Annotated in this window: 22 protein-coding genes and 4 pseudogenes; 6 read left to right on the forward strand and 20 right to left on the reverse strand. The window is 41.0% G+C overall.

Translation table 11 applies throughout. From position 1 onward, the window contains the following. Positions 1-109: 109 nt before the first annotated feature. The 4 genes from VSQ32_16885 to VSQ32_16900 all read right to left on the reverse strand — a co-directional run bounded on the left by VSQ32_16885 (position 110) and on the right by VSQ32_16900 (position 6,060). Positions 110-2,266, reverse strand: coding sequence for a hypothetical protein (locus VSQ32_16885; protein ID MEH2944484.1), 2,157 nt, complete (start codon positions 2,264-2,266; stop codon positions 110-112). 240 nt (positions 2,267-2,506) lie between these two features. Then, complete coding sequence (locus tag VSQ32_16890) at positions 2,507-3,256, reverse strand: DUF6339 family protein (protein MEH2944485.1); 750 nt, start codon at positions 3,254-3,256, stop codon at positions 2,507-2,509. Between the two features lies 1 nt (position 3,257). Beyond that, on the reverse strand, positions 3,258-4,121 hold the full coding sequence (locus VSQ32_16895) for a hypothetical protein (GenBank protein MEH2944486.1): 864 nt from the start codon (positions 4,119-4,121) through the stop codon (positions 3,258-3,260). After that, positions 4,105-6,060, reverse strand: coding sequence for a hypothetical protein (locus VSQ32_16900; GenBank protein ID MEH2944487.1), 1,956 nt, complete (start codon positions 6,058-6,060; stop codon positions 4,105-4,107). Before VSQ32_16900 ends, VSQ32_16895 begins: the two co-directional genes overlap by 17 nt. Before the next feature lie 367 nt (positions 6,061-6,427). Here VSQ32_16900 and VSQ32_16905 point away from each other — a divergent pair, with 367 nt between their 5' ends. Continuing rightward, positions 6,428-7,651, forward strand: coding sequence for a transposase (locus VSQ32_16905; GenBank protein MEH2944488.1), 1,224 nt, complete (start codon positions 6,428-6,430; stop codon positions 7,649-7,651). A 95-nt stretch (positions 7,652-7,746) separates the two neighbouring features. Here VSQ32_16905 and VSQ32_16910 read toward each other — a convergent pair whose 3' ends face one another. From VSQ32_16910 to VSQ32_16945, 8 genes and pseudogenes are all read right to left on the reverse strand, one after another. After that, entirely contained in the window at positions 7,747-8,283 is a 537-nt protein-coding gene (locus tag VSQ32_16910) for a cell filamentation protein Fic (protein ID MEH2944489.1), read from the reverse strand. A 45-nt stretch (positions 8,284-8,328) separates the two neighbouring features. Then, positions 8,329-8,712 carry an ORF6N domain-containing protein gene (locus tag VSQ32_16915; protein ID MEH2944490.1) on the reverse strand — a complete coding sequence of 128 codons (384 nt, stop codon included), beginning with the start codon at positions 8,710-8,712 and terminating at the stop codon, positions 8,329-8,331. Between the two features lie 543 nt (positions 8,713-9,255). Then, positions 9,256-9,459 (reverse strand): annotated as a pseudogene (locus VSQ32_16920) (cell filamentation protein Fic). A gap of 18 nt (positions 9,460-9,477) precedes the next feature. Then, entirely contained in the window at positions 9,478-10,923 is a 1,446-nt protein-coding gene (locus tag VSQ32_16925) for an IS5 family transposase (protein MEH2944491.1), read from the reverse strand. A gap of 145 nt (positions 10,924-11,068) precedes the next feature. Then, positions 11,069-11,827 (reverse strand): annotated as a pseudogene (locus VSQ32_16930) (ORF6N domain-containing protein). A 219-nt stretch (positions 11,828-12,046) separates the two neighbouring features. Next, positions 12,047-12,637: a hypothetical protein gene (locus VSQ32_16935; protein MEH2944492.1), complete on the reverse strand. Its 591-nt coding sequence runs from the start codon at positions 12,635-12,637 to the stop codon at positions 12,047-12,049. 17 nt (positions 12,638-12,654) lie between these two features. After that, the gene (locus tag VSQ32_16940; protein MEH2944493.1) at positions 12,655-13,878 is read right to left on the reverse strand and encodes a transposase; all 1,224 of its coding nucleotides are present in this window, start codon (positions 13,876-13,878) and stop codon (positions 12,655-12,657) included. 527 nt (positions 13,879-14,405) lie between these two features. After that, positions 14,406-15,308 (reverse strand): annotated as a pseudogene (locus VSQ32_16945) (site-specific integrase). Positions 15,309-15,386: 78 nt separating this feature from the next. On the opposite strand from VSQ32_16945, the gene VSQ32_16950 reads away from it, so the two are divergent. From VSQ32_16950 to VSQ32_16970, 5 genes are all read left to right on the forward strand, one after another. Further along, positions 15,387-15,725, forward strand: coding sequence for a transposase (locus VSQ32_16950; protein MEH2944494.1), 339 nt, complete (start codon positions 15,387-15,389; stop codon positions 15,723-15,725). Then, positions 15,722-16,630, forward strand: a complete 909-nt coding sequence (locus tag VSQ32_16955; GenBank protein MEH2944495.1) for an IS3 family transposase — start codon at positions 15,722-15,724, stop codon at positions 16,628-16,630. Before VSQ32_16950 ends, VSQ32_16955 begins: the two co-directional genes overlap by 4 nt. A 100-nt stretch (positions 16,631-16,730) precedes the next feature. Continuing rightward, the gene (locus VSQ32_16960) at positions 16,731-17,195 is read left to right on the forward strand and encodes a hypothetical protein (protein MEH2944496.1); all 465 of its coding nucleotides are present in this window, start codon (positions 16,731-16,733) and stop codon (positions 17,193-17,195) included. Further along, complete coding sequence (locus tag VSQ32_16965) at positions 17,192-17,455, forward strand: transposon-encoded TnpW family protein (GenBank protein MEH2944497.1); 264 nt, start codon at positions 17,192-17,194, stop codon at positions 17,453-17,455. Before VSQ32_16960 ends, VSQ32_16965 begins: the two co-directional genes overlap by 4 nt. Positions 17,456-17,559: 104 nt before the next feature. After that, a complete protein-coding gene (locus tag VSQ32_16970) occupies positions 17,560-19,236 on the forward strand; it encodes a recombinase family protein (GenBank protein ID MEH2944498.1) in 1,677 nt (558 codons plus the stop codon). A 141-nt stretch (positions 19,237-19,377) separates the two neighbouring features. On the opposite strand, the pseudogene VSQ32_16975 reads toward VSQ32_16970, so the two are convergent. The 8 genes and pseudogenes from VSQ32_16975 to VSQ32_17010 form a co-directional block, all read right to left on the reverse strand. Further along, positions 19,378-19,476, reverse strand: a pseudogene (locus tag VSQ32_16975) (cysteine-rich KTR domain-containing protein). Positions 19,477-19,493: 17 nt separating this feature from the next. Further along, entirely contained in the window at positions 19,494-19,658 is a 165-nt protein-coding gene (locus tag VSQ32_16980) for a hypothetical protein (GenBank protein MEH2944499.1), read from the reverse strand. Continuing rightward, the gene (locus VSQ32_16985) at positions 19,655-20,467 is read right to left on the reverse strand and encodes an N-acetylmuramoyl-L-alanine amidase (protein ID MEH2944500.1); all 813 of its coding nucleotides are present in this window, start codon (positions 20,465-20,467) and stop codon (positions 19,655-19,657) included. The genes VSQ32_16980 and VSQ32_16985 overlap by 4 nt, the downstream gene beginning before the upstream one ends. 82 nt (positions 20,468-20,549) lie before the next feature. Further along, positions 20,550-22,559 carry an ABC transporter permease gene (locus VSQ32_16990; protein ID MEH2944501.1) on the reverse strand — a complete coding sequence of 670 codons (2,010 nt, stop codon included), beginning with the start codon at positions 22,557-22,559 and terminating at the stop codon, positions 20,550-20,552. Further along, positions 22,535-23,776 carry an ABC transporter permease gene (locus VSQ32_16995; GenBank protein ID MEH2944502.1) on the reverse strand — a complete coding sequence of 414 codons (1,242 nt, stop codon included), beginning with the start codon at positions 23,774-23,776 and terminating at the stop codon, positions 22,535-22,537. The genes VSQ32_16990 and VSQ32_16995 overlap by 25 nt, the downstream gene beginning before the upstream one ends. 68 nt (positions 23,777-23,844) lie before the next feature. Further along, on the reverse strand, positions 23,845-24,708 hold the full coding sequence (locus tag VSQ32_17000; protein ID MEH2944503.1) for an ABC transporter ATP-binding protein: 864 nt from the start codon (positions 24,706-24,708) through the stop codon (positions 23,845-23,847). A 6-nt stretch (positions 24,709-24,714) separates the two neighbouring features. Continuing rightward, positions 24,715-25,971 carry a hypothetical protein gene (locus VSQ32_17005; GenBank protein MEH2944504.1) on the reverse strand — a complete coding sequence of 419 codons (1,257 nt, stop codon included), beginning with the start codon at positions 25,969-25,971 and terminating at the stop codon, positions 24,715-24,717. A 13-nt stretch (positions 25,972-25,984) separates the two neighbouring features. Beyond that, complete coding sequence (locus tag VSQ32_17010; GenBank protein MEH2944505.1) at positions 25,985-26,482, reverse strand: hypothetical protein; 498 nt, start codon at positions 26,480-26,482, stop codon at positions 25,985-25,987. Position 26,483 lies beyond the last annotated feature (1 nt).

A 26,483-nucleotide genomic window follows, 5' to 3' on the forward strand; every position in this document is an offset into this window, starting at 1 on the left:
TGTTACCGCCTTTCTATCATCTGATATTGTGTCTCATTATAATTATGAAATTTGATAGAAATTTGAGAATAAAAAAGAACCTCGTATTTTGAAACGAGGTTCCTGTTCTTTACATATTTGCAATTAATGCTGCAATGTCTTCCGGACTCATTGCTCTGTTTGGGTCAGATAAATCCGGCAGAGGAGGTTTTATATCCTCCACAATTCCTGCAGTTGTATCCGGCAGTTCTTCTGTTGCGGCATTCGCAATCAATGCTGCGATTTCCTCCGGTCTCAGGATACCGGCTGATGCGCCTGGCTCCGGAACTGGTACTATTTTCGGTGCTGTATTCAGTTCCGGCATTACCAATGGTTCAATGATTGGCTCCGGAATTGGCTCTGATTCCTCTATGGGTTCTTCATCAGCGCTTGCCAGTAAAGCTGCAATATCTTCCGGCGTCATCATATTGCTGATTTCCGGAATCACTATTGGTTCTGGTTCCGGCATGGGTTCTTCCAGTATTACCGGCTCCGGTTCCGGCATTTCAACCGCTTCTTCTATCACTGGTTCCGGCTCTGCTACAACCGGTTCAGATTCCACTATTGGTTCTTCCAGTATTACCGGCTCCGGTTCCGGCATTTCAACCGCTTCTTCTATCACTGGTTCCGGCTCTGCTACAACCGGTTCAGATTCCACTATTGGTTCTTCCAGTATTACCGGCTCCGGTTCCGGCATTTCAACCGCTTCTTCTATCACTGGTTCCGGCTCTGCTACAACCGGTTCAGATTCCACTATTGGTTCTTCCAGTATTACCGGCTCCGGTTCCGGCATTTCAACCGCTTCTTCTATCACTGGTTCCGGTTCGGCTGTTTCTGCTATTACAGGCTCCGGTTCCATAACTGGTCCAGATACAGGTTCTTCCAGTATTATTGGTTCCGGTTCTGTCTCCGTTATCAGCGCTTCCTCTGCTAAAGGCTCCGCTATTAATTCTGACTCCGGCATGGATTCTTCCATTACTGCTGATTCCGGCATTGAAATCAGTTCCGGTTCTGGTTCCGGCATGGATTCTTCCAGTATTACCGGCTCCGGTTCCGGCATTTCAACCGCTTCTTCTATCACCGGTTCTTCCACCACAGATTCCGGCTCCGGTATTTCAACCGTTTCTTCTATCACTGGTTCTTCCACCACAGATTCCGGCTCCGGTATTTCAACCTCTTCTTCTATCACCGGTTCTTCCGCCACTGGTTCCGGCTCTGCTGCAACCGGTTCAGATTCCACTATTGGTTCCTCCAGTATTACCGGTTCCGGTGTCGCTTCTTCCAGTATTACTGGTTCCGGTTCTGGCATGGGTTCTTCCAGTATTACCGGTTCCGGTTCTGGTATCGCTTCTTCCAATATTGTCGGTTCCGGCTCTGGTTCCGGTATCAGCTCCTCCAGTATTATCGGTTCCGGCTCTGGTTCCGGTATCGGTACAGCATACGAAGTTTCTTTCAGAGTAGAAACCTGGTCCATCACAGACTGGGGAATCTGGTCAATTTTCTCCGGTATTACATCAATAATATCTTTTATAAGACTGGAAGACTGCTGGATTTTTTCTATTAATTCCTTCTGTTCATCATCCATTCTCTGCAGCTTTTTCTGATAAATTTCATCCTGTTTTGACAAAGACTCATCCTGTTTCGATAAAGCCTCATCCTGCTTCGATAAAATCGCATCCTGTTTTGACAAAACTTCATCCTGTTTTGACAAAATTGCATCCTGTCTTGATGAAACTTCATCTTTCATACCATAAATGGACTGTTGAAATTCTTCCATCTGTTTTATCATCTGATCGTTGGAATTCATCAGTGCATTGGCATTTTCCTTACTGCGGCTGATTGTTATCTTTGCAACTTTTTTCTGGCCGTCCATCAGAGATTCCAGCATATTTGCAATCTTTTTCTGATTTACAGAATTTGCCTTTTCCAGAGGCATAATTTTCTGACCGATAAAATTCAGTTTTTCATCCAGCTCCTGAAATTTTTTCTGTGAAACCAGATGTGTGGATTTTTCCGCTTTCATGATATCCACATACTGTTCTTCCGAGCGCTGACTTTCTTTTTCTCCCAGCTTCAGCCATCTGCTGATTGTCAGGCTGACGCAGATTAAGGTTACGAGAGCAGCAATTCCAAGAACCTGATAATTATTCTGCATATTAACGATAACATAAATATCAAATAAAAATACAAATAATGTTATAACCGATATGGCCTGTACTTTTATCTTTCGTGAGCTGTCATTTTCCATTTATTCTCCTCCGCCGTACAAATGAAATCCCCAAATCACTGACATAGTATGATAAATCGTGCTCATTCGACACGTGATAATCTTCTGGTATTATAACATACATTTTAATGCTTTGCAAACCTTCTTCCCCATACTTTATCAATTAACGTAACAGTTCGTTACTGTTCAGCCATAGTCTGTATTCTGTGCGAATCATGCCGGCATGAAAAGGTACCTTTGCAAATGGCGCAAGCTGAACTGTTACCGTCTTTTTCCTGCCAGTCCCCGCATATACCGTAATATTTTTTCTTTAATTTCTTCGGCTGTATAATAATCCAGAATATGTGTACCGCCGTATATGTTCAGATACTGGCTGGCCTGATAATAAATATCACGTTTTCTGGCTCCCACCGTAAAATCTTCTTTTTCCAGAGCCATAAGGGCTGAAATAAGCCCTTTTGTAATTTCTCTGTTTCCCATAAAATTACTGGAAAACAGAATAAAAAATTTTGTGGAGAAATCCTTTTCCCAGTACCGGGTCAATTCAAAAGGATCTTTTCTTTTTTCATCGTAAGTAAGTCTTCCGAGCCACCACAGGCGGGATAATGTATTTCCAAATAATGCTCTCCGAACACCGTTTTTTGTATTCAGAAAATAACGTCCCAGAACAATAGATTCCGGATTTGTTCTGATTTTATCCTCTTTCCATCGCTCATGCAAAAATTCCCAGAAATCACTATGGCACAGGCCCGCCCACAAGCGTTCGTCAGACGCCTGCGTATCAGTCAGACCCTTCATGGCAGTATAAAGGCGGATTGCATTTTCCACATCATTTTTATTATTGCAGAACTGAAAATCAGGCACCTGCAGTTTATATTCAGCAAAAGGATTTTCTCCGTCAAAATAATCGTAAATCCATCTGTTTGTGGAAAGTTCATATAATTTAATATTCCCTTTTACATTCATTTTTAATGCGGAAAGAGCATCCTCTTTTATAAAATGTATTATCATCCTACTCCTCCTCACTGTCATCCAGCATGGTAATTGCCTGCAATGCTCTGTCTATGGGCAAATCCAGCAATTTCTGCGCCAGAACGTAAGATGGAATATCACATAAAGTATCATGATTAAAAAGGATATTGTATTTTGCCAGTGTTTTTCTGACTGCCATGTACCATCTTCTGGTTTCATATTCTTCTGTCCCTTCCCGCCGCATGGTTTCAAATACGAAGATAAGGGCCGGAACAATAATCATGGCGTGAAATACAGGCAGCAAAGCAGGCATATTTGCCAGCATTCTGTAATTTTGAAAGCTGCTGTCTGACAGTGCAATTACTATTTTTTCTCCATCCATGTCAATTTTCATATTCTCATCCGTATCGGCGGCATATTTGCATATGGTAAATACAGACGGGATTTTTGCCAGTTCTTCCGTATCTTTTATTACGGTAAAATCATATTGGCCTCCCACGGCCAGAATGCTTCCTCTGTCAATGGAAAATGTAATACTGCCATAATCCGGATTAAAATCCGCATTGGAATATTCTGAAATATCTTTTCGAGCCACCACAAAAGCACACATGGAAACTTTTCCGTTCAGAAATTTTTCCTGAATCCTCCTGGTAAATACAGGCTCATCTGCTGTCACAACATTTCGATAGCAGGTCTGGGGACATTCAATATGTATTAAAAATTCAGCCATTCCTTCTTTTATTTTCTTATTGAGTCCCTCATTACGGAGTTCCATGGTAAAGGTAAATTTCAACTCGCGGATACCCTTTTCCACATCTGCCTGAAACTGAAACGAACTGTTCAGATAATCGTCGGTACCGGAACTTAAAACAGGATACGGATAAAGTTTATATCTTATATCCATATAAATTTACCTCCATAGAACTGTTTTCCCCATAATCTACATTAAATTCAACAGACATTTTATTTTTTGCAACAATATGCTCCAGATAAATCAGATTTCCGGATGTTTTCAGCAAATCTCCTGTTATCAGATTGGACGCATTACTTACATTCACAATCATGTTGTTCTGTTCTCCGGAAAGTTTAAACTGCAGATACCCTTCTCCGGAAGTTTCTTCCGGAATGAAAAACAGACAGTAACGGTTATTTTTTCCATCCAGAAGAATTAAACGGACTTCCATGGTTCTGATTTCAAATTTTTTTCTGATTTGCTGAGAAGGTTTTCCATCAATACCTGTATCATATCGGTTGTTTCCTGTGCGGCTAATTCCCGAATTATTTCCTTCATTCCTTCCAAACCCCGAACCATTTTCTGACTGGCGGCGCTCATCATTGCCAAAATCCCTGCTGCCCCTGTCGCCAAATCCTTCTTCGTCAGGAATTCCCTGAGCATTTTCCATGTCCGTATCATTTCCATGCAGTGTTCTCTCTGAACCCTTCTGACATTTTTTTAAATCAGAGATTTCTATTTCAACATTTTTTGTAACGTCGGCAATGCTCTCATACTTATTTTTTTCTTCATCATTAATCGCATCATCAGGCAGATATTCGCCCATACCTTCCGCATCCACTTCCGCAACCGTTGTTTTACGTCCAAACGCCAGAATATTTTCTTTGATATAACGAAACAGACCCTGCTTCAGCCTTTTCGCCTCTGCCGGTCTTTTATGACGTTCCGGTTCCCATGCATCATGCCGGGGATTTTCCATCTCACGAAAATAAGAATTGATGGCTACATCTTTCAAAATACATATTCCTGCAAACTGAATGGCACTGGGAAAATTTTTCTGGTCAAACACTTTCATACCGTTCATTCGGCTCATCAGTACACGTCTGTGTAATCCGTTCTGAATCAGTATATGTAGTTCCACATCACCCAGTCCTTCATAATTTTCCGTCATAACATGGGCTTCCGGAGAAATCAGCGTCTGATAATAATTGTAAGCCTTCACTGCACTTTCTTTATATTCTTCCATAATTTCAGGAAGAGTTGTTCTGGAAATAACCGTATTTTCCACTCTTACTTCCAGAAAACCCAGATAAACCGATACCAGAAAATCTTCCAGTATGGAAATGATAATTTCAATCTCCCATTCAGGCCTTTCTGTAAATCCTGGTATAAATACATCTGTGCCAGCTTTTGTTCTGTGAAATGTTTCATCCAAAGACCAGCATTCCCGAATGGCCTGATTCCGCTCTGTCTCACCGTAATATCCAATTCCCGTACTTATGATTTCCTCACCGTCTCCGGAATCTTCACTGTTTAAAACAAAGGAAACAAGCCTTGCAACGCCCTGGGTAGCTTTCAGACCGTTTTCATCATATGTAGAATAAAATACCGTACGCAAATCAGAGCAGGCAAAGGGTGCAGATTTTCCAATACCAAAACTTCCGCCGGAACTCCCGCTTTTATCAGATACACCGGAAGCCTTTACCAGATTCTGCCATGGGGTATTATATTCTTTATCGGAACCAGTCAGGCCTGTGGTATTAAAATCACTGATTCTGAGCAGTGGTATCTGTTTTTGCTCTGAAATTGCGACCGCCTTTTTAAAAAAATCAACTGTTTTCTTATTCTTCTGTTTCTCCCAGAAATTAAAGCATGATTTAACAGCTTCCTTTAATGTTGAAAAATCCGGAATCAGCTTACTGTCAATCTGCCTGAGAGAAAATTCAATTATTACAGGTTTATCCTGGTATATTCTGGCGTCCAGAGAATTCTGGCATATTTCCCGCGCCAGAGATTTACAGGGCGTTCCTTTAAATGTTTCAATACCGGCTTCTCCAATGCCATTGATAATTCCAAAATTATTTGCCGGAAATTTCCATCCTGCAGACATTAAATTTCTCCTCTTGTGTCCTGTTTTCTTTTCTCTGTTTGTTTTCCTATACTGAATCTGTGTAAATTATAACACAATTCACCATATTCTGACAGACTTTCTTTTTTCAAAAGTAATTTTAAAATGGTTTACATTGATTACACCACTTTACAACTTTTCCATAAAAAAAATGTCATACAGGACTTTCTGATGTATAATAAGTTTGCAAACAAAAAAATACGAAAGAAAGTGATCCTGTACGACAGACTTATTATACAACGAAAAAACTATAATTGGTAGACTTTATCATTATTTTTACATTTATTTTGAGGCTTGTTCCATTCCTACAGCCGAGACATTGGTCCTGCTCCTGCTGTCCATACTGACACTGGAGTCAGCGGATTCCATCCGTTTCCTTTACAGACATTTCCTGTCAAAGCTAACAGATAAATCCCTGAATGCCTTTTACTATGCCTGCTCCTATGCCAAAGTGGATTATTCCAGGTTTATGAATGCAACAGCATCTATGGCATTGAAACTAATCCCGAAATCCTTAGAGACGCAGCCCGTTTTTTTATGCATGGATGATACCATTGTTCCCAAATATGGAAAGAAATTTGAGGATGTCTCAAAACTCTTTGACCATTCCGCGCACAACGGCAGCGGCTACCTGAATGGGCACTGCTTTGTAAGTGTCATGCTCTGTGTGCCAATGTGGGATAAAGGCAAGATTGTTTACCAGGCGTTTCCGCTTTCCTACCGTATGTGGCAGAAAGAAGAGTCAAAATTAAAGCTGGCTGCTTCCATGGTACGCCAGGCCATGCCTGAATTACAGGAAAAGGCGAATGTCATTATCCTATGCGACAGCTGGTATACAAAAGGGGATCTGGTTTCTGTCGTGGATGAATACCCAAACCTTGGCCTAATCGGAAATGCAAGGTATGACTCTGTCCTTTATGACCTTGCCCCGCAGCCGACCGGAAAAAGGGGCAGGCCTGCAAAACATGGGAAACGTCTTTCGGCGGAAAAAGATTTTACACTTTCGGATGAAAAAATAGGCGGTTATTATATTGGGATGCGCCGTGTCCTTACAAATATTTTCGGCACAAGGGAAGTTTTTGCCTATGTGACAGCCACAGAGAAGGAAGGCGGTTCCAGGCGCCTGTTCTTCAGTACGGTTTTCCCCACACAGCTGCAGATTTTTTGTGCATGGCAGGAAAAGACCCCCCTGAACCAGACGGGGAGTGCATGGATGGATTACATCCCCTTGTTCCTGTACTCATTCAGATGGAAGATAGAAGTCAGCTATTACGAACAGAAAACCTTCTGGTCACTATGCAGCTATATGGTGCGCAGCCGGAAAGGGATTGAAATGCTGGTTAATCTGATCAACATAGCTTATTGTGCGATGAAACTGCTGCCATATCAGGATGAAGCATTTTCAAAGTACCGTAGGGAAAGCGCACAGGATTTCAGGTTTGTGCTCAGCGAGCGGATCAGGCAGGAGGTATTTTTTGCCACTTTCGTGAAAAAGAGCGAAAGTATAATAAAATCATCTGCCCTTATGAGAGCCTTAAAATACCTTGTTCAGCAAAAGGAGCGCTATTTATAATAGTTGTAAAGTGGTGATTGATTATAAAATTTGTTTTAAAAAAATATCTGTCCGTATTTTTTCTAAGGTCACAAATTGTGACCTCAAAGAACTTCTCATTCTCCTGTTTCCAAATCCAATCTTTGCAGAATATCTTTGATGATACCTGTATCTTGAATTAAATTAATTCCAAAACATTTTTTTCCTGCATCTTTCAAAGACGCCCCCACATGATAGGCTGTCGTTCGGTCAAGAATCAAAAACCTGTCATGAGATATTTTGGTATATTTTATTTTCAATGCCGGGTACTGTGCATTGAAATTCTTAACATCGGCTTTCATTAGCTTCGTCTGTTTCTGCGTATAAATTGTAACTGCAACATCAGACTTTTTCTTTGAAAGCAGATTCAGTGTTCCAATATCTACATATCCGTCTATCAGAGTGATTTCTTTCTCTGCTTTTTGAATTAGATTCACTATCAGACTAAACGCATCATAAATTTGTCCGTCAAAAAATACCTTTTGGCTGGATTCCTCATGTTCGGATATGTACGCAAAAACTCTTTCAAAACGCTCGTCTGTTTCCGCTTGGTAATTTATCTGGCGAACCTCCATTGCATTTAACCGCTCATACAGTAAAGATGTATTTGCCATATACTTCCGCATCTCCACAAAAGTGTCCATAATCCTAATGCTTACTCAGATAGCAACATCACTACGCAAAACAGCAGAAAGCATTGCAATTTCTTGTTCTGTAAAAACAAATGGCAGTTTCCTACGCCCGCCATATCCATTATCATTCTCCAAACTTGAAATCACAAATTGTGATTTCAAGTTTTCATATTCCTCTTTCGTCAGTTGAAATCGGAATCTTTCTGGAAATCTTGAAATGTTACGCTTTACTGCCTGATTTAATACTCTCGTTTCTACCTGATACAGCATTGCCAAATCACTGTCTGTCATAACCTGCTGGTTACGGATAACATATGTCATGCTTTTTATATCGGACTCTGCTGATTCGATGCTTATTTTCTGGATATCATTCTTTGCTTTTATCAGAACTGTTTGTTCTGTATCAGCCATCTTTATCATCCTTTCTATTTTGAAATGCCAGATTGGAATCTCAAAACTATGAGTATATTCTATGTTTTTGAAAAATTAGCAGAAACACTATTCTGACTGGTAACTTAGACAGATAAGAATACCGAAAACTCTGGAATCCCAGTGCTTTCGGTATTTCTCAAGACGTCGCTAAGAGGATTTGAACCTCCGGCCTACCGCTTAGGAGTAGAACCATTCGCTAGTAGGCAGCTCCCTCTTAGTGTTATCTAATCCCTTTATTTCCTTGCTTATCACGGATTCAAAATGTTATCTCGTACCTCCATGTGACTGCTAATTTTAAGGCGTTTTAGATGCTCCTTTTAGCAGGCGATTAGCAAGGGGCTTGAATTTAGGGAAATGTTACGCTGTAAAACCTTTCCCGATTGATACCTGCATTTCACAACTAATCCCAGAATAGTTTAAGCTGTTTGCATTTTTTCTAAGGTCGCAAATTGCGACCTCAAAGAGTTTATCATTCCTCTTTGCTTTTTTCTAAGGTCACAAATTGTGACCTCAAAGAACTTCTTATTTCTCCGTTTCCAGTTCCAACCTTTGCAGGATGTCTTTGATGATGCCTGCATCTTGAATTAGATTGATTCCAAAACACTTTTTTCCCGCATCTTTCAAAGACGCTCCTACATGATAGGCTATTGTTCGGTCAAGAATCAAAAATCTGTCATGGAATACTTTGGTATATTTTATCTTCAATGTCGGGTACTGTGCATTGAAATACTTAGTGTCTGCTGATTAAGCAAATATTTGCAACTTCCAACTCTTACATCTGCTCCAGTTACACCAAAATCGGATCAGATACAAAAGAGCATAAAGTATTCGCCTCTGAATCTTGAATAGATTCATCACAAATACAGATAATGCGACAGAAGTTAACTGCGTTTCCTCCAGCTTGGTGGTAATACAGTCCATGCCATAGCAGCGTTTGCTTAAGCTAAAAGTACGTTCCACTTCGATTCTGTCAGTATTATCCTGATACTCTTGTTTTTTATCAACTTTTACTGCAGCACTTGGTCTGCCCAGTTTTGGTCCTGACAGACGGATCCCATGCTCTTTGCAATAACTCCTGTTTTCTCTGGTCCGGTATATCTGATCTGCCAGCACACGTTTCGGATAATAACCGGTGCGTTCCTTGAAGCGTTCTACCGCTTCAATCAGGCAGGTGCTCTCGTTATATGCTTCAAACGATATTTTTTCGATGCGTCCGTATCCTTCACTGTCAAGGCTTAGATCAAACTTTGCACCAAATTCAACTGGGGCTTTTACTTTCCCCCTGACAATAGGACGAAGCCATGGCTGCGAGATGCTTACGATACGATGTTCCACTGAGTGTACTTTGTTATCGTACATGTACTTCTGCTGCTCGTACAGCGTGATGATAGTCAGATACAAACTAATTTCTTTATCTGTCATCGCATATCCGTCGCTCATGAACTTTTCCAGATATCCGATGTCTCTTGCAACGTAACCAAGCTGTTTGCGCAGTGCCTTCCTGATTTTCTTTGCACTATGTTTTTTACTTTTGGCAAATGAAAGATAATCTTTTCTGGCACGTCTTCTATAGCGTCTTGGCAGTGGAAGACCATAGGATTTGCAAAAACGGTAAATGATGGTTTCCAGTTTCTCCCTTGCTTCGTTCAGGAGTGAAATATCCTGGGGATAACGGATGTCTGCCGGTGCACAGGTTGCGTCCAGTGTCAGTGTTCCTTTGTTTGTGTCTTCTTTCAAAGCGTCATTATCGCCGGAGTTTCCGGAAGATGGTGGTGTATTGTTGTCATCATCTTTGTGAGCAAGAAGATACTCATTTACTTCCATCAGCATTTCAGCAGAAATGCGTTTGCGAAAAAGAACCAGTGTGCTTGCATCAAACGGAGCTTCTTCCTGATAGCCGGGAAGTCCGATAAAGTACTGCAGATATGGATTCTCTGTGATCTGTTCCACGAGTTCACGATCAGAATACTGGAACTTGGTCTGGATGATCAGGGCTCCTAACGCCATCCGAAATGGCTTGGCAACATTACCCGTACCACTCGGGAACAGTCTGGCATATTTTACTTCAAATTCATCCCATGGGATTCGGTCAGCCAGTTTGATCCAGCGGTTATCCGAGTTCATGTGGAGTCCCATAGGCTGGTTGAAATCGAGAAACGAGTGGTGTAACTTGTTAATAGGTTTGTACATTGATTTAGCCCCTTTATACATAAAATATGCAGAATAACTGCAAGAAAAACGGTTTGATTTTATCAAAATCCTTGCAGGTATTATACCATAAAATGCGGTAAAAGTCGGTAAAATCAAGTGTTTTAAACCTAATCAGCAGACACTACTTAACATCGGCTTTCGTTAGCTTCGTCTGTTTCTGTGTATAAATAGTTACTGCAACATCAGACTTTTTCTTTGAAAGCAAATTCAATGTCCCAACATCCACATATCCGTCTATCAGAGTGATTTCTTTCTCTGCTTTTTGAATTAGATTTACTATCAGACTGAACGCATCGTAAATCTGTCCGTCAAAAAATACCTTTTGACTGGATTCCTCATGCTCGGATATGTACTCAAAAACTCTCTCAAAACGCTCATCTGTTTCCGCTTGGTAATTTATCTGGCGAACCTCCATTGCATTTAACCGCTCATACAGCAAAGAGGTATTTGCCATATACTTCCGCATCTCCACAAAAGTGTCCATAATCCTAATGCTTACTCGGATAGCAACATCACTACGCAAAACAGCAGAAAGCATTGCAATCCCTTGTTCTGTGAATACAAATGGCAATTTCCTACGTCCGCCATATCCATTATCATCCTCCAAACTTGAAATCACAAATTGTGATTTCAAGTTTTCATATTCCTCTTTCGTCAGTTGAAATCGGAATCTTTCTGGAAATCTTGAAATGTTACGCTTTACTGCCTGATTTAATACTCTCGTTTCTACTTGATACAGCATCGCTAAATCACTGTCTATCATAACCTGCTGGTTACGGATAACATATATCATGTTTTTTATATCGGACTCTGCTGATTCAATGCTTATTTCTTGGGTATCATTATTTGCCTTTGTCAGAGCTGTTTGTTCTGTATCAGCCATCTTTATCGCCCTTTCTATTTTGAAATGCCAGATTGGAACTTCAAAACTATGAGTAACTTGAAATCACAATTTGCGACTTCAAGTTCTGCTGCTTCATATATCCTTAAACTTGAAATTCTAAATCGGAATACCAAGTTTTATGTACGCTTATTGTTTACTTTTACAGTATATCACACGTTTTTCTATGGGAATAGCTTTAATCTCATCTTTCCTGTATTTTTATGCGGTCAAAATACTAATGAATATCGCTACAATCGAAATGATAACGGTAAGTATCATAAGCCTCTGATTATTTTTCGTATAATTTATTTCAGACAATACTTTTAGATAGGAAAAATTATTTTCATAAATTTTCTTATACTTGGCTATATCGTTCTCATGATACTTTTTCAAGTCCTGCTTTTTTCCAAAACTATAAAAATCCCATGCTTCATTAAACGCTGTATAGATGTCTTTTTCTTTTCTGCTTTCTACCTCTGAAACACTTTGTAATTTATTAAGCAGCTTTTTAAATTCCCTGTTATAAGCAATGCTTTTTCTCCCTGTCGAAAATTTTGAAAATTCTCTTTCAAAAAGTTTCAATTCTCTATATCCGAAGAAACAATAAAAAAACTCATTTCTATAGGTTGCAATATACTCACATATATTAAACTGTGGAAAGCGGTTGTTTCCTGTAAGCATACAGTAATTGGGCTTGTCATAATCGGAACAAATAACATAGTTCGATTTTTTATTATAATAGGCTATTACAATTCCTTTGAGATATAGTCTATCAATATCTATCGGAGCTTTCCTTATCCTATATTCCATACACCACTTTACAACTATTATAAATAGCGCTCCTTTTGCTGAACAAGGTATTTTAAGGCTCTCATAAGGGCAGATGATTTTATTATACTTTCGCTCTTTTTCACGAAAGTGGCAAAAAATACCTCCTGCCTGATCCGCTCGCTGAGCACAAACCTGAAATCCTGTGCGCTTTCCCTACGGTACTTTGAAAATGCTTCATCCTGATATGGCAGCAGTTTCATCGCACAATAAGCTATGTTGATCAGATTAACCAGCATTTCAATCCCTTTCCGGCTGCGCACCATATAGCTGCATAGTGACCAGAAGGTTTTCTGTTCGTAATAGCTGACTTCTATCTTCCATCTGAATGAGTACAGGAACAAGGGGATGTAATCCATCCATGCACTCCCCGTCTGGTTCAGGGGGGTCTTTTCCTGCCATGCACAAAAAATCTGCAGCTGTGTGGGGAAAACCGTACTGAAGAACAGGCGCCTGGAACCGCCTTCCTTCTCTGTGGCTGTCACATAGGCAAAAACTTCCCTTGTGCCGAAAATATTTGTAAGGACACGGCGCATCCCAATATAATAACCGCCTATTTTTTCATCCGAAAGTGTAAAATCTTTTTCCGCCGAAAGACGTTTCCCATGTTTTGCAGGCCTGCCCCTTTTTCCGGTCGGCTGCGGGGCAAGGTCATAAAGGACAGAGTCATACCTTGCATTTCCGATTAGGCCAAGGTTTGGGTATTCATCCACGACAGAAACCAGATCCCCTTTTGTATACCAGCTGTCGCATAGGATAATGACATTCGCCTTTTCCTGTAATTCAGGCATGGCCTGGCGTACCATGGAAGCAGCCAGCTTTAATTTTGACTCTTCTTTCTGCCACATACGGTAGGAAAGCGGAAACGCCTGGTAAACAATCTTGCCTTTATCCCACATTGGCACACAGAGCATGACACTTACAAAGCAGTGCCCATTCAGGTAGCCGCTGCCGTTGTGCGCGGAATGGTCAAAGAGTTTTGAGACATCCTCAAATTTCTTTCCATATTTGGGAACAATGGTATCATCCATGCATAAAAAAACGGGCTGCGTCTCTAAGGATTTCGGGATTAGTTTCAATGCCATAGATGCTGTTGCATTCATAAACCTGGAATAATCCACTTTGGCATAGGAGCAGGCATAGTAAAAGGCATTCAGGGATTTATCTGTTAGCTTTGACAGGAAATGTCTGTAAAGGAAACGGATGGAATCCGCTGACTCCAGTGTCAGTATGGACAGCAGGAGCAGGACCAATGTCTCGGCTGTAGGAATGGAACAAGCCTCAAAATAAATGTAAAAATAATGATAAAGTCTACCAATTATAGTTTTTTCGTTGTATAATAAGTCTGTCGTACAGGATCACTTTCTTTCGTATTTTTTTGTTTGCAAACTTATTATACATCAGAAAGTCCTGTATGACATTTTTTTTATGGAAAAGTTGTAAAGTGGTGTATTTATCAGAATTTACATAATTCCAGTAGTATTCAATCCATTTTCTAGCCCCTTTTTGCATTATGTTCCTCCATCAGATTCTAATTAATTTCAATCTTAGTGTAACATATATCAACAAATTTTTCCATAAATGCAAGGGACATAACTGCTTTCGCCAGTAAAAAGGGTTAGAAAAAACTTACCAGAAAGATTGGTATTTGTAACCTCTTGTCTAAAGGAAAAGACTTATCACTTCAATTTAATTCGCTGAAAAACCAATCAATAAAAGGCAACCTATAAAAAGATTGCCTTTCTATGCCTTATAAATTTTTTGCAAGCGATTTCAGCAACGCCGCCATCTCTGGATTGGCAAGCAGTTTCAGAAGCATTTCTTGGTCTGTCTGCGATACTGTTTCAACCTTTATTTCTTTCTGCACTTCCTCCGTAGCGGGGGCGGCTTTGCTTTGATAAAACTGTTCTTCAAACCTCTGTGCATTTATCCGTCTGTCGTCGTCTATGATATGCGAGTACACATCTGCTACCATCTTGACCTGTGCATGTCCAGAATCGCCCTGCACGGATTTCATGTCGCCGCCATTGAGCTTCAGCTTATAAGTGATGCTTGAATGGCGGAAGCTGTGAAAGACGACTGGCGGCAAATCATTATCCTTAATGAGTTTTCCCAATGCCCGATTGATAACCTGCCCCTCGATGGGTCTGCCGCAGGAAGAAGCAAATACAAGGTTGAAGTCCATATATTCCTCCCCGAACAGCTCTTTGAGGTTTTCTATGTCCTTATGCCTTTGCACAAGCATTTCCGCAACCGTCTTAGGCAGGAAAATCTTTCGGATGCTGGTCTTTGTCTTTGGCTCTTTCAGTACCAGAGCGGTATGGGTGCTTGCCACCGCAGGCGGGAACTTGAACATTACGCCCTTTTCGCCTAACTGCTCCAGAGCATTGCGGTTGACACGTTGCAGCTCCTTATTCACAAAGATATAAGCACAATCATTCTTAATGCTCCGTTCAGAAATATCAATGCAGTCCCAAGTCAGACCGAGCATCTCGCCCATACGCAGGGAACAGGAAAAAGCAAGGTTTAACGCCAGTGACAGGTTATCGTCATCGCAGACCTCCAATGCCTTAAATAAGGTTTCGACTGTCCAGATGTCACGCTCCTTGTGTTCTTCTTTCGGGAGAGTGGCGTTTTGTACGGGATTCCTTGACTGATATGGTATAAAAAAAGTTGACAGCCCATTCTCAAGGATTTGAGATATAATCAAGAGAATAAGGAGTGAACAAAAATGGCAGAAAACAGGCAATACGACCATGAATACAAAGTACAGGCAGTGAAACTCGCAAAGGAAATCGGACAAGCAAAAGCCGCCAAAGAACTGGGGGTACCAAAGAATACTATGTATGGCTGGGTACGGGCCAACCGCCCTGGCAGCCTCGACCTTGGGGCAGGTTCACAGACCCCGCAAAGCGCCATGACGCTTAATGAGGAACTCTTAAAGCTCCGACAGCAGGTTAAGGAACAGGAAAAAGAAATCCGCCGTTTGAAAAAGGAAAATGACTTTCTTGAGGAAGCCAGCGCTTTTTTCGCCGCGAGCCGTCTGAGGTCAGCAAAAACGAAAGAATGAAGTTTATTGCGTTTAAAACCAAAGACGGCGAATTAAAAGGAAATCTTTCTTTTTACTGCAGAGCCCTTCGTGTCAGCAGGCAGGGATTTTACCGGTACCTTGCAAATAAAGACCGCCCATGGAAGTACCAGGCTCTGGCAGATGCCATGATGGAGATCCTTGAGGAAGACGATTGTAATGACACCTACGGCCGGATCCGCATGTATCAGGCATTAATGTTAAAACAGCCTGAAAATGTGGATATTCCCAGCGAACGTACTGTTTACCGTGTCATGGAGGATATTGGAATCAGCCATCATCCCAGGCGTAAACCAAACGGAATCACGAAAGCAGACCGGGAAGCCCGGAAATCAGAAGATCTGTTAAAACGTGATTTCAAGTCAGAGGAACCGCTGTCCAAGTGCGTAACAGACATAACAGAGATCAAAGCCAGCGATGGAAAGCTGTATGTTTCCGCTGTTTTCGACTGCTTCGATTCCAGCGTGGTTGGCCTGGCAATGGATACAAACATGAAAGCTCCGTTATGTGTGCGGACATTGAAAAACGCGGCGGAAGCGTATCCAGGCATCCGCGGAGCAATTATCCACAGTGACAGGGGAAGCCAGTACACCAGCCGGCTTTATCGGGACGCAATCAATCAATATGGCATCCGACAAAGCATGAACAGCGCGGGTGGAAGATGCCATGATAATGCCCGCTGTGAAAGCATGTGGGCCAGAATGAAATCAGAACTGTTATATGACCGCTATGATACTGAGAAGATGAGCACAGATGAACTGAAAACCCTGATCTGGAGATATTTCATCAGCTATTGGAATAACCGGAGGATCTGTTCTGCTAATGGAGGGCTTCCTCCCATCATCAAACGACAGCGATACTATGATTCTCTGGAAGAAGCAGCATAGAATACAAAACCCTTGAGAAAAATGTGTCAACTAATCTTGACAAAATCAACAGTACAAAAACGCATGGAAACCACACCAGAAAAGCACGGGAATCTTAGCGTTGTATTACTACTGGTGCTATCAGTTAGGGATATTCCCCAAAGGCACGGACTACAAGCCGACAAGCCCGTTGATGAAAGAGGAGCTTCGGAAACTGGACGAGATTACCGCACAGGTACGGTATATGTCAAAGCATAATATCTCTACACTCTCCGACTTACACGCCGACAGGGAGCAAAACCAGAGTGAAATGAATAAACTGATTGACTACCGCCAGCACTTGCGGAATAAAGTACGCCGTGCCACACCAGCCGAAAAAGAAACACTCCGAGCCGAAAAACAGGGCGTGACGGAGCAGATAACGGAGCTTAGGAAACGTCTGAAATATGCAGACGGGATTGAAAAACGCTCCGCCCATATCGACAACTGCTTAGACCAAATCCACGACACGATGGAAAACCAGCGGTCAAATACAAATGCCAGAACAGGCAGGGCAGACCGCAGGAGGGAGGAACCATTGCGATGAATGAGCCTTTTAGCGACACAGAAAAAGAAGAATTTTCAGAAGAAACTGCCATCCGCCAGATGATTGATGGGATTACGGACTGCCTTGCATCCATGACAAAAGAAGAACGGTTGGCATGGTTCCGCAGGTCGCAATATCCCCATCCACTTAATTTCCAGAAAGAAATAGACGGCACGGTTTACACAGTCAATGCCCATTTTAACGCTTCCGCATCTGAAAGCATAGAGGAAAAGACCAAGCGTATTCTCCTAAACGCATAAACAGGATTTGAATTAAGGCTTTAAAGCGTTGAAGTATTCTGCCAGATATGGTATGATAATGGCACCTACAATTCATATCATATCTGGCTGTGGAAAGGAGAATTATGAGCAGCCAGCCAGATAAAATAACAGCTTTATACTGCCGTTTAAGCCGTGACGATGAGCAGGACGGGCTTTCGGGCAGCATCAAAAACCAGCAGTCCATACTGGAGAAATACGCAAAAGAAAATGGTTTCCGCAATGCCCGCTTCTTTATTGACGATGGATTTTCGGGGGTGTCGTTTACAAGACCCGCATTTATGGAAATGATGGACTTAGCCGAGCAGGGGAAAATCGGGACGATTATCGTCAAAGACCACTCAAGGCTTGGGCGTAACCGCCTTGTTGTCGGGCAGTTATTGGAAGAAGATTTTGACCGCATGGAGGTACGTTATATCGCCATCATGGACAATATCGACACAGCAAAAGGCATCAGCGACCTTGTCCCCATGCAGGATTTATTCAATGAATGGCACGCCAAGAACACAAGCCAAAAAGTAAAGAATGTATTCCGCAATAAGGGGATGTCAGGAATCCCGCTTACAAGCAACCTGCCATACGGCTATAAAAAAGACACTGAAAATCCCCGAAAATGGATTATCGACGAGCCTGCGGCAAAAATAGTAAAACAGATTTTCAGCTTATGCGTGGCAGGGCTTGGACCGACGCAGATAGCAAAAAAACTGAAAGCCGACAAGGTAATGACTCCGACGGTTTACTGGAACAGCATTGGGATGGCATACCGAAAACCGCCCGCCACACCCTACCACTGGTCAGCAGCCAGCGTAGTACGCATCCTCTCCCGACAGGAATATATCGGGGACACCGTCAATTTCCGCACCATGCACAAATCATTTAAAAGCAAGAAGCGGCTGGAACTCCCGCAGGAGGAATGGCAGATATTTAAAAACACCCATCCCGCAATCATTGACGAAGAAACCTTCATGCTCGTGCAGGAGCTTCGGGAACACCGCCGCAGACCGACAAGGAGCGGGATTATCAGCATGTTTTCTGGTCTGCTCTATTGCGCCGACTGCGGGGAGAAACTCTATTACAGCACGGTGAATAATTACAAGAGGGAACAGGCTTATTTCTTCTGTTCTTCCTACCGCAAAAACTCTGATGTATGCTCTGCCCACTATATCCGAGAAAAAGTAGTGGAAAAGGCGGTATTGGACAGTATGCAGCGTGTGTTCTGGTACGTTCAGTGTTTTGAAAAAGATTTTGCCAGAAATCAGATGGCGGCTTTCGGAGAGGAAAAGAGGAAAGAATTATCCGAAAAGCGCAGGGAGCTTGCACAGGCAAAAAAGCGGGTGAAAGAGATTGACAGCCTTATCCAGAAGATTTATGAGGACAATGTAAGCGGGAAAATCTCTGATGGGCGTTTCGCCACCATGTCAATGGCATTTGAGGACGAGCAGAAACAGTTAAAAGAATCCATCCCCAATATGGAACAGTACCTTGAAACCGAAACAGACAAGAGTGACAGCCTTCAGCGTTTTATCGACAGGGTAAAATGCGTCACACAGCTTACGGAATTAACCCCCGAAATCGTACACGAGTTTATTGAGAAGATTGTCGTGTCCAAGCCAGAATATATTGACGGTCAGCGTTACCAGAGTTTAGATATTTACTACAACAGCGTCGGCATTGTCAGAGAGCCGATGCCCGAAGAAATGGAAGAACTGTTCCAAGAGCATATGCGGAAAAGAACAGTCAGCCAGAGCAGTAAAACAGCGTAGCCGCAAGGCTACACTGTCTACATAGCAGCATATCACAATATTTCGGTCTTTAGGGCAACTTCCTTACGGAACACCATCCAAATCGCCGTTTTTTTATTTGGTGGAGACGAGTTTGTCATGTAAAAAACAAATTATGATTGCTCACACGTTCATTGGCTCTGCATCTAAAGTGTCTGGCTCTTTGATGACTGGTACTTGTATGTTTTTTGACTCAATCAAAACTTTTTGCTTGCACTTCCGATAGTAGGAGGGAGATACTAAAGCCTTTTAACATTAATTTTTCTTTGCTCAATATTTTTTTCGTATTGACGAATAATAGAGTCATTTAGTTCTTGGCTGGGTTTTTGTTTTATTCTAAGCGCTTTTCTCAATAACAGTTCTATCTCGTTTTTATTGTTATTGCCTTTTGAATGATTCTTCATAAGTTTTCATCTCCTTTTATCTTGTTAAAAATTCCCTCTGCCATTCTCTGCGCCAAGATTTCCTGATAGTCGTCATTTAACAGCTTTTGACTCTCAGAATAATTTGAAAGAAATCCCATTTCCACCAAAACAGCAGGTATTTGAGTATTCCGCAAAACATAATAGTTTTCGGTTTTTGCATCCCTCGTTTTCACGTCATTGTTTAGCGAAACTGCATGGATTATGCTTTCTGCATATGCTTTGCTTTCCGTTGCGTCTGGACTATTGTAATAACATTCCAAACCTGCTATCTGCGCATCATCTTCATAATAGTTGCAATGAAGGCTGATAAAAAAATCTGCATTGGAGTCGTTTGCAACAGAAGTCCGCTGTGCAAGGCTCATCTTCTCATCGGAGTTTCTGGTCAGAATAACTTCAATATTGTTATCCTCCAGAATCGTTTTTAACTTCAATGCAACCGAAAGGTTAATATCCTTTTCTATAATTTTTCCACTGACAGTCCCACCGTCACTTCCGCCATGTCCTGCATCTATGATGACGCAAAATTTTGAAACGTAGTCAGCTGTTGAAGTAATAGGAGCAGCGCCATTGCCAGCGTTCGTATCTGTATATGTATTGGTATATATATCTGTTTTTTTATCTTCCTTTGTAAACTTTTCGCATATGTAAAGACAGCCGCAAACCATAAGTATTATCATTATTACTGGTATCAGTATAACGACTGCTCTGAGCAGATAAGCTATCACAAGCCGTTTGACTTTTTTTCTCTTCTTGAGTTTTTTTCTCTTTCTGTGTTGTTTTTTATCCATTGCCGCATTTGTTCCTCATTCCTTTTTCCAAAATATATTGTTTCATAGGAAAGTCAAAAACTGGTCAAGAATTAGGCACTATTCAACGACTTTTTGATAAAACGATGTTCTCCCCACTTTCTTTTGCTAATATATAAATGTTGCCAGTATCACAAGTAACCGACATTGCGGGCGTATCGCTCATCAATCTTTTGTTGTTCCCATCCTTATTGCAGGAATATACACGACTTCCGTCTGTTCTGGATACATAATAAATCGACTGCTCATCAATGCAGAAATCATACGCAACTACTTTTTCATAAGTAAAAGTTTCGCCGCTTAGAACATGATACCTTGTTAAAACCGATTGCTCGTTTTTGTAAAAAATGTTTTCTCCATCGAATGAGATATTTCCACTTGTAGGGATGTCAAGTTTTGTAATGCCTTTCGTGAAACGGTTTACTACTGTTATACCATCATTGCTAATGAAAAATATGCTGTCATTATTTATGAAAAAATCGTGATGGAACTCTAAAAACTTCCATTTATCACCCGTCTCATAATCAATGTCAAAGAGGGAACGACCAGAATTTGTAATCTGTTCAAAAACGATATTTTCCTCAAAGGTATCTAAATTAAGTTCTACCACCGACACCTTTGTTATGCTGCTGTTATAGTTTCCGACACGGTTCACATAGCTTTCCGTAACCGATGTCGTATAATATAGATATGGTGAACATACACAAAACGCACATACCTTTTCTTCATCAGAAAACACCCCAAACATAGGTGAGCGTACTAAATGAAGCATTTCTTCCGTAGAAACATTTTTAAGATAATAGTCAAAAGTTTCTGTGTCCTGTGTTATTTCATAGCCCATACAATCATATTCCACCGATGAATTATAAACAAAATTCTGGCTTTTTCCGTTATCTGAACATCCTGTCATTGTCAATACGAAACTAAGTATGATAGCAAGAGTCGGTACATTTCGCATTTTCCTTGTTTTCATTTGCCATTTGTTAGAATTGCTCCGTAAAATCCAAGCGGCAGCCAAAATACATAAGAATACGGATACTGAAAACAAAATCAGCAGTGTAATAGTATGAATCTCTGCAAAAATAATTTTCTCATCACCTGTAAAAGCATCACTTGAAACAATATCTCCTGCAAAAAAGTCTGTTCCGAGCAGAAATGGCAAAGGCAAAGGCAGCCGGTAAATAATTGTTTTGGATAGACCTACATAGGGAATAATGACCGATACTGCACCTGCAAGCAGGGTCACCGCATACTTTTTCGCCAAAACAGAAATAAACATAAGAAGTATTGTTAAAAACACGCTGCCAAAAAGACGGAGCAATCCTATATATACATATCCCTCGAATAAAGTTATGCTTTTGTTGCTGCCTGCAAAGTAACTAAGGCTTTGGATGGGATAATTTCCATTAGGCAGTCCATATTTGAGGCTGTAAAATCCGTATTCAATGAGCGATATGCTTACGCACATCAAGAGGACGCCCGAAATAATAATGAGCAGCTTATGCAAAGAGCTTTTTCGTCCCTCTTTGGAGGTCAAAATCAAAGCATCCATCTGGCAGCTATACTCGGAACAGAATACGGGCGTAACCAAAAGCAAAATGCCAAGGAACAGGACAAAATTAAGCGTACCTCTGCCAAGAAGCCCCGTCCATCCGTTCGTTTGAAGAAAATAGCGGTTTTTGGCATTTTCGCAGGTGTAGAGATATTGCTGATAAACGACCTCAAATCCGTTCTGATGTTCCAGAACCTTTTCAATTTCTTGGCTCTCCTTCTTATATTCGCTTTCACTGATTTTGCCATCATAGTAGCTTTGCAAAAGATAATTTTGTTTCTCCTTGGCGTCTGCAATTCTCTCTGCTTCCTGTTCCAGATAAAGAGAAGATTCATCGGTACAGTATCCATTTACCTTATCAAGATACCATTCATATTCACTTTTGTACTGTTCCATTGCACTATTATAAGGATTGTCTGATGCAACGAGCCATACAGTTCCAAACAATAGGACAATGACGATATAGAGCATCCCCTTTTGGTGGAGCATTATCTTTTTTATTTCGTACATGAATCCAGACATTTTATCCTCCTGTCCCGGCAATGGCAGTTCTTTTTAGAAAGTATAACCATTACCGTTATTACAACCATTCCCACTATTACGGCAAAAATAATAGCTGCTAAAAAACTTTGTATTGGATAGCCCGCAAAATCGATAAATTCCGTCTTGCCGAACAGAATGCGGTTAGTGAGCAGCGAGTATGGGTTTATTATCTTTAGCCAAATATTGCTTGAGTAACTCTGCGACGCACCTGTAATAATCAAACATAAGGCTGCTCCAAAATCAGCGACAAATGGGATAAGAGCATTACGCCAAAACATGGAAATCAGTAGGAATACCATACTCATAGTCCATATGCCGATTGCTTTTGTAATTGCGGATAGAACTACGTATTGCCACAAATTGCAGTTTACCGCAGCCGTACTGAAATTGCTGATGGCATACAGAGGAAGATTATATCCTTCCATTGTTCCAAATGAAAAGGAAAAGCCAAGATAATCCAGAACGGAAAACCATATTACAACACTTATTACAAATAAAGTAACTGCAACAATTTTAGCTAATACGGTTTTTTTACCGCCATTAGGGTTCGTCAGTAACAGCATATCCATCTGCGTTTCCTTTTCATAGACGAAAGTGCTGATAATCCCATATAAACAAAGTAACAAAACCAATATATTTGAAAAATCATAGTTCAAATAATAGTTATACATTTCCTGATAGGCAAAAGCTGGTATATTCCGTCCAGAATAAAGATTGTAAATAACACTGTTTTTACGCACTTCAAAGTTAAGTCCTTGTTCCTTGTAAAATGCAGCATTTTCTTTTGCCTTTTTTGCCACTTCCGAAGCATAAGTCCGATAATTATAAAAATATTCCATAGGCTCTACATAGTATTTTTCTAAGATGTTTTCGTCACTATAAATATTTCCCGTCATCGTATTCGGGTCATCTGTGTCTGTGCTTGCCGTCATATCAGCCGTAGCATCTTCTAACGGCTGATATAGGTCAAGAAGATTGTTGATTTTATCGGTAGTTATCTCTCCACGATATTTCTCATAGAGCTGCCAATACACGCTGTTCCAACTGCGGCTGTCATTCCCGTCTGCCAAGTAGGAATAGGAATGAAATTCATTATTTATTTTGAACAGGTTTATTACGCTGAACAGAATAAGTACAACAAGTATTGACCGCTTGCAAAATAATTTATAAAATTCATATCTGATTAAGCGTGTCATTTTTTCTCTCCAATGTCTTTCGACTCTCGCGGCATTCGTCAAATGCTCGTGCAAGCACGGCGCTTGACTCATTGCCCGCGGAAATAATATAAAAATACATCTTCCAAGTTAGGGGAAGCTTTTACTGCGTTTGTTGCGGGCGAACTATCGCTTACAATCTTTACTGAAAAATTTTCGCCCTGCTGTTTCATATTACTGACATAATATTTGTTACTAAGGCAGGCAGCCTCTTTGGCGTTTGTTGTCACTTCCCACACTTTACCATAGATACTCTGTTCTAATACGTCGGTAGTTCCTTGCGTAATCAAAGCGCCTTCTTTGAGAATGATAATCTCTTTTGCAATACACTCGACATCGGAAACGATATGGGTAGCCAGCAAAATCGTCCGTCCCTGTGCAAACTGTGAAATCAAATTGCGAAAGCGGATGCGTTCACTTGGGTCAAGCCCTGCTGTAGGCTCGTCTAAAATAAGGATTTTAGGGTCGCCTAACATTGCCTGGACAATGCCGACTCTCTGCCGCATACCACCAGAAAGTGCGCCAATTTTTTTATCTTTCGCATCTAAAAGGTTGACAATGCCCAGAAGCTCCAAAGCCCGTTCTTTTCCTTGTTCCGCAGGGATTCCTTTTAACGCACACATATATAACAGGAAATCCATTACCGTAAAATCCCGATAGAAGATAGGGTATTGCGGCATATATCCGATTTTTGATAAAAAGTCTTTGCCCATTTTTTTTGCATCTTGACCGTCTATCAAAACAGTTCCATTATCGCTGCCTAAAATGCCGACAAATATATTTATCAGCGTTGTTTTTCCTGCGCCGTTAGCCCCTAAAAGTCCATAGATGCCCTCCGAGAGTTCAGTGGTAAAATTCTTTAAGGCATATTTACCTTTATACTGTTTTGAAATATTCTGAAATGATACTTTCATAGATAATTACCCCTTAAAGCCAAATGTTGTTATTAAGGTGCTTACCTCGCCAATACCTCGCCCAAGCACAACGATACAGGCGCCGGATTCATCCAAAATTAAAACCTGCGGGACACGCTGGAAATAAGTACTGTTGTTGTCCTTGACCGTTTCGGTATGGATAACCTTTCCCGATGCTGTATCATAAATATTTATTGTTACGCTGGCTTCTCCCAAAATGGAAGTAGCAACATATTTCCCTTGCTCAGAGCAGAAAACCCCGTCCTTTCCTTCGCTGCTGCCTGAGAATGTAATCTTTTTTTCTGTATTAGATGCAGTATCAAGCATTAGCAGCGTTCCATTATTTTTGTTAAAGCTCTGGGGCATTACAAGTAAGTTCCCGCCCTTTTGCACTTCTTCAACATCCACTTCATAGTCGGCTTTTGGGGTGATACTAAGACTTGCATTGTCTATGGATACTGTTCCATAAACAGAGACTCCATCCCCGCCATTAGAGCTTATTCCCATGCCTACATAAGTTAAAGTTTTATCTCCCGTAAATGCAAGACTATCCATCGTTACAATCTCCATATTATTTGCCCTGCCATTTTCGGAATAGTTCAGAATGGCATGTACCTTTTGGGAAGAAGTATCATAGAGATAAAGTCCTTGTAATCCGCCGAAAGCGATTTGTTTTCCGTCCTGTGAAATGGTGACACTCGCCATTTGGAGGACAGAATCATCATTTAGCAGCCCACGAAAGGAAATTGTATTCTCAACAACAAAATCCTTATTCAATAGGTATCCTTTTACTCCATTACTGCTTTGTGCCGTTGCAAATGAGTCCGTGCTGCCGCTATTTTCTTCACCGACAATGAAATACCCGTCCGAATAAGGCTGCACACATAACTCATTCAAAAAAATATCCGCACTTGCTATAATCTCGCTTTTCCCAGTATCATAAAGATAGAGCTTATCTGCTGCAACAATAATCCGATTGCCATCAGCGTAATAACAGCCGCTGACCTTTCCAGAGAAAGCCGAGCCATTCACTGTGCCAACATCCATAGTATTTTTATCTGCATCACTATTCTGTGGGTTGGACTTATTATTGTCGCTGCTTCCGCTTCCTGTTTTTTCCGATGTGTTATCTTCTTCGGATTGTGGCGCATCTATGGAGCTTCCGTTTTCAGAACGATTCACATTTTCCTGACTGTTACCACAAGCTGACAGATTAAGAGCAAAAGCAAGTATAAGCATAATGCACATGAATTTCATTTTCATTTTTCAGTCCTCCTTATTTAGATAAAATAGTTTCGTTTTTACTTTCAGTCATTTGAGTATTAGATTTTTCATTTTCCCCACCATTTGCATTAAGATTACCGCTTCCTTTTTGGGGCGTTGCAGAGCTGTCAAATATTTCAACAGTTACGGATTGCTGACCGTTATCTTTAGACTTTTTGGAACTGTTATCTGCATTATTCTCGAATGGAATTGCATTATTGACCTTTTTATCCGTATCTGATTCCGTGCTGCTTTTTTCCTTAGTGCCATCCTGTGGTTTAGCGGCATCTTTATCATTATCGTTTGGCTCTGTGGGTCTGGTGTCTCTGCCGACATTCTCTGGCTTTATAATATTATTGTCGATATTATCAGCAGGAATGCTGTTATTGGGCTGTGTCGTTATTATATCATTTTGGGATTTCTCTGTATTATCATCTTGACCGCCGCTACATGCTGACAGGGCAAAGGTCAAAACAAGCATAAACAACATACATATCAATTTTGTTTTCATT

Source organism: Lachnospiraceae bacterium JLR.KK002 (assembly GCA_036941025.1).
In the GTDB taxonomy this organism is placed as follows: domain Bacteria; phylum Bacillota; class Clostridia; order Lachnospirales; family Lachnospiraceae; genus Petralouisia.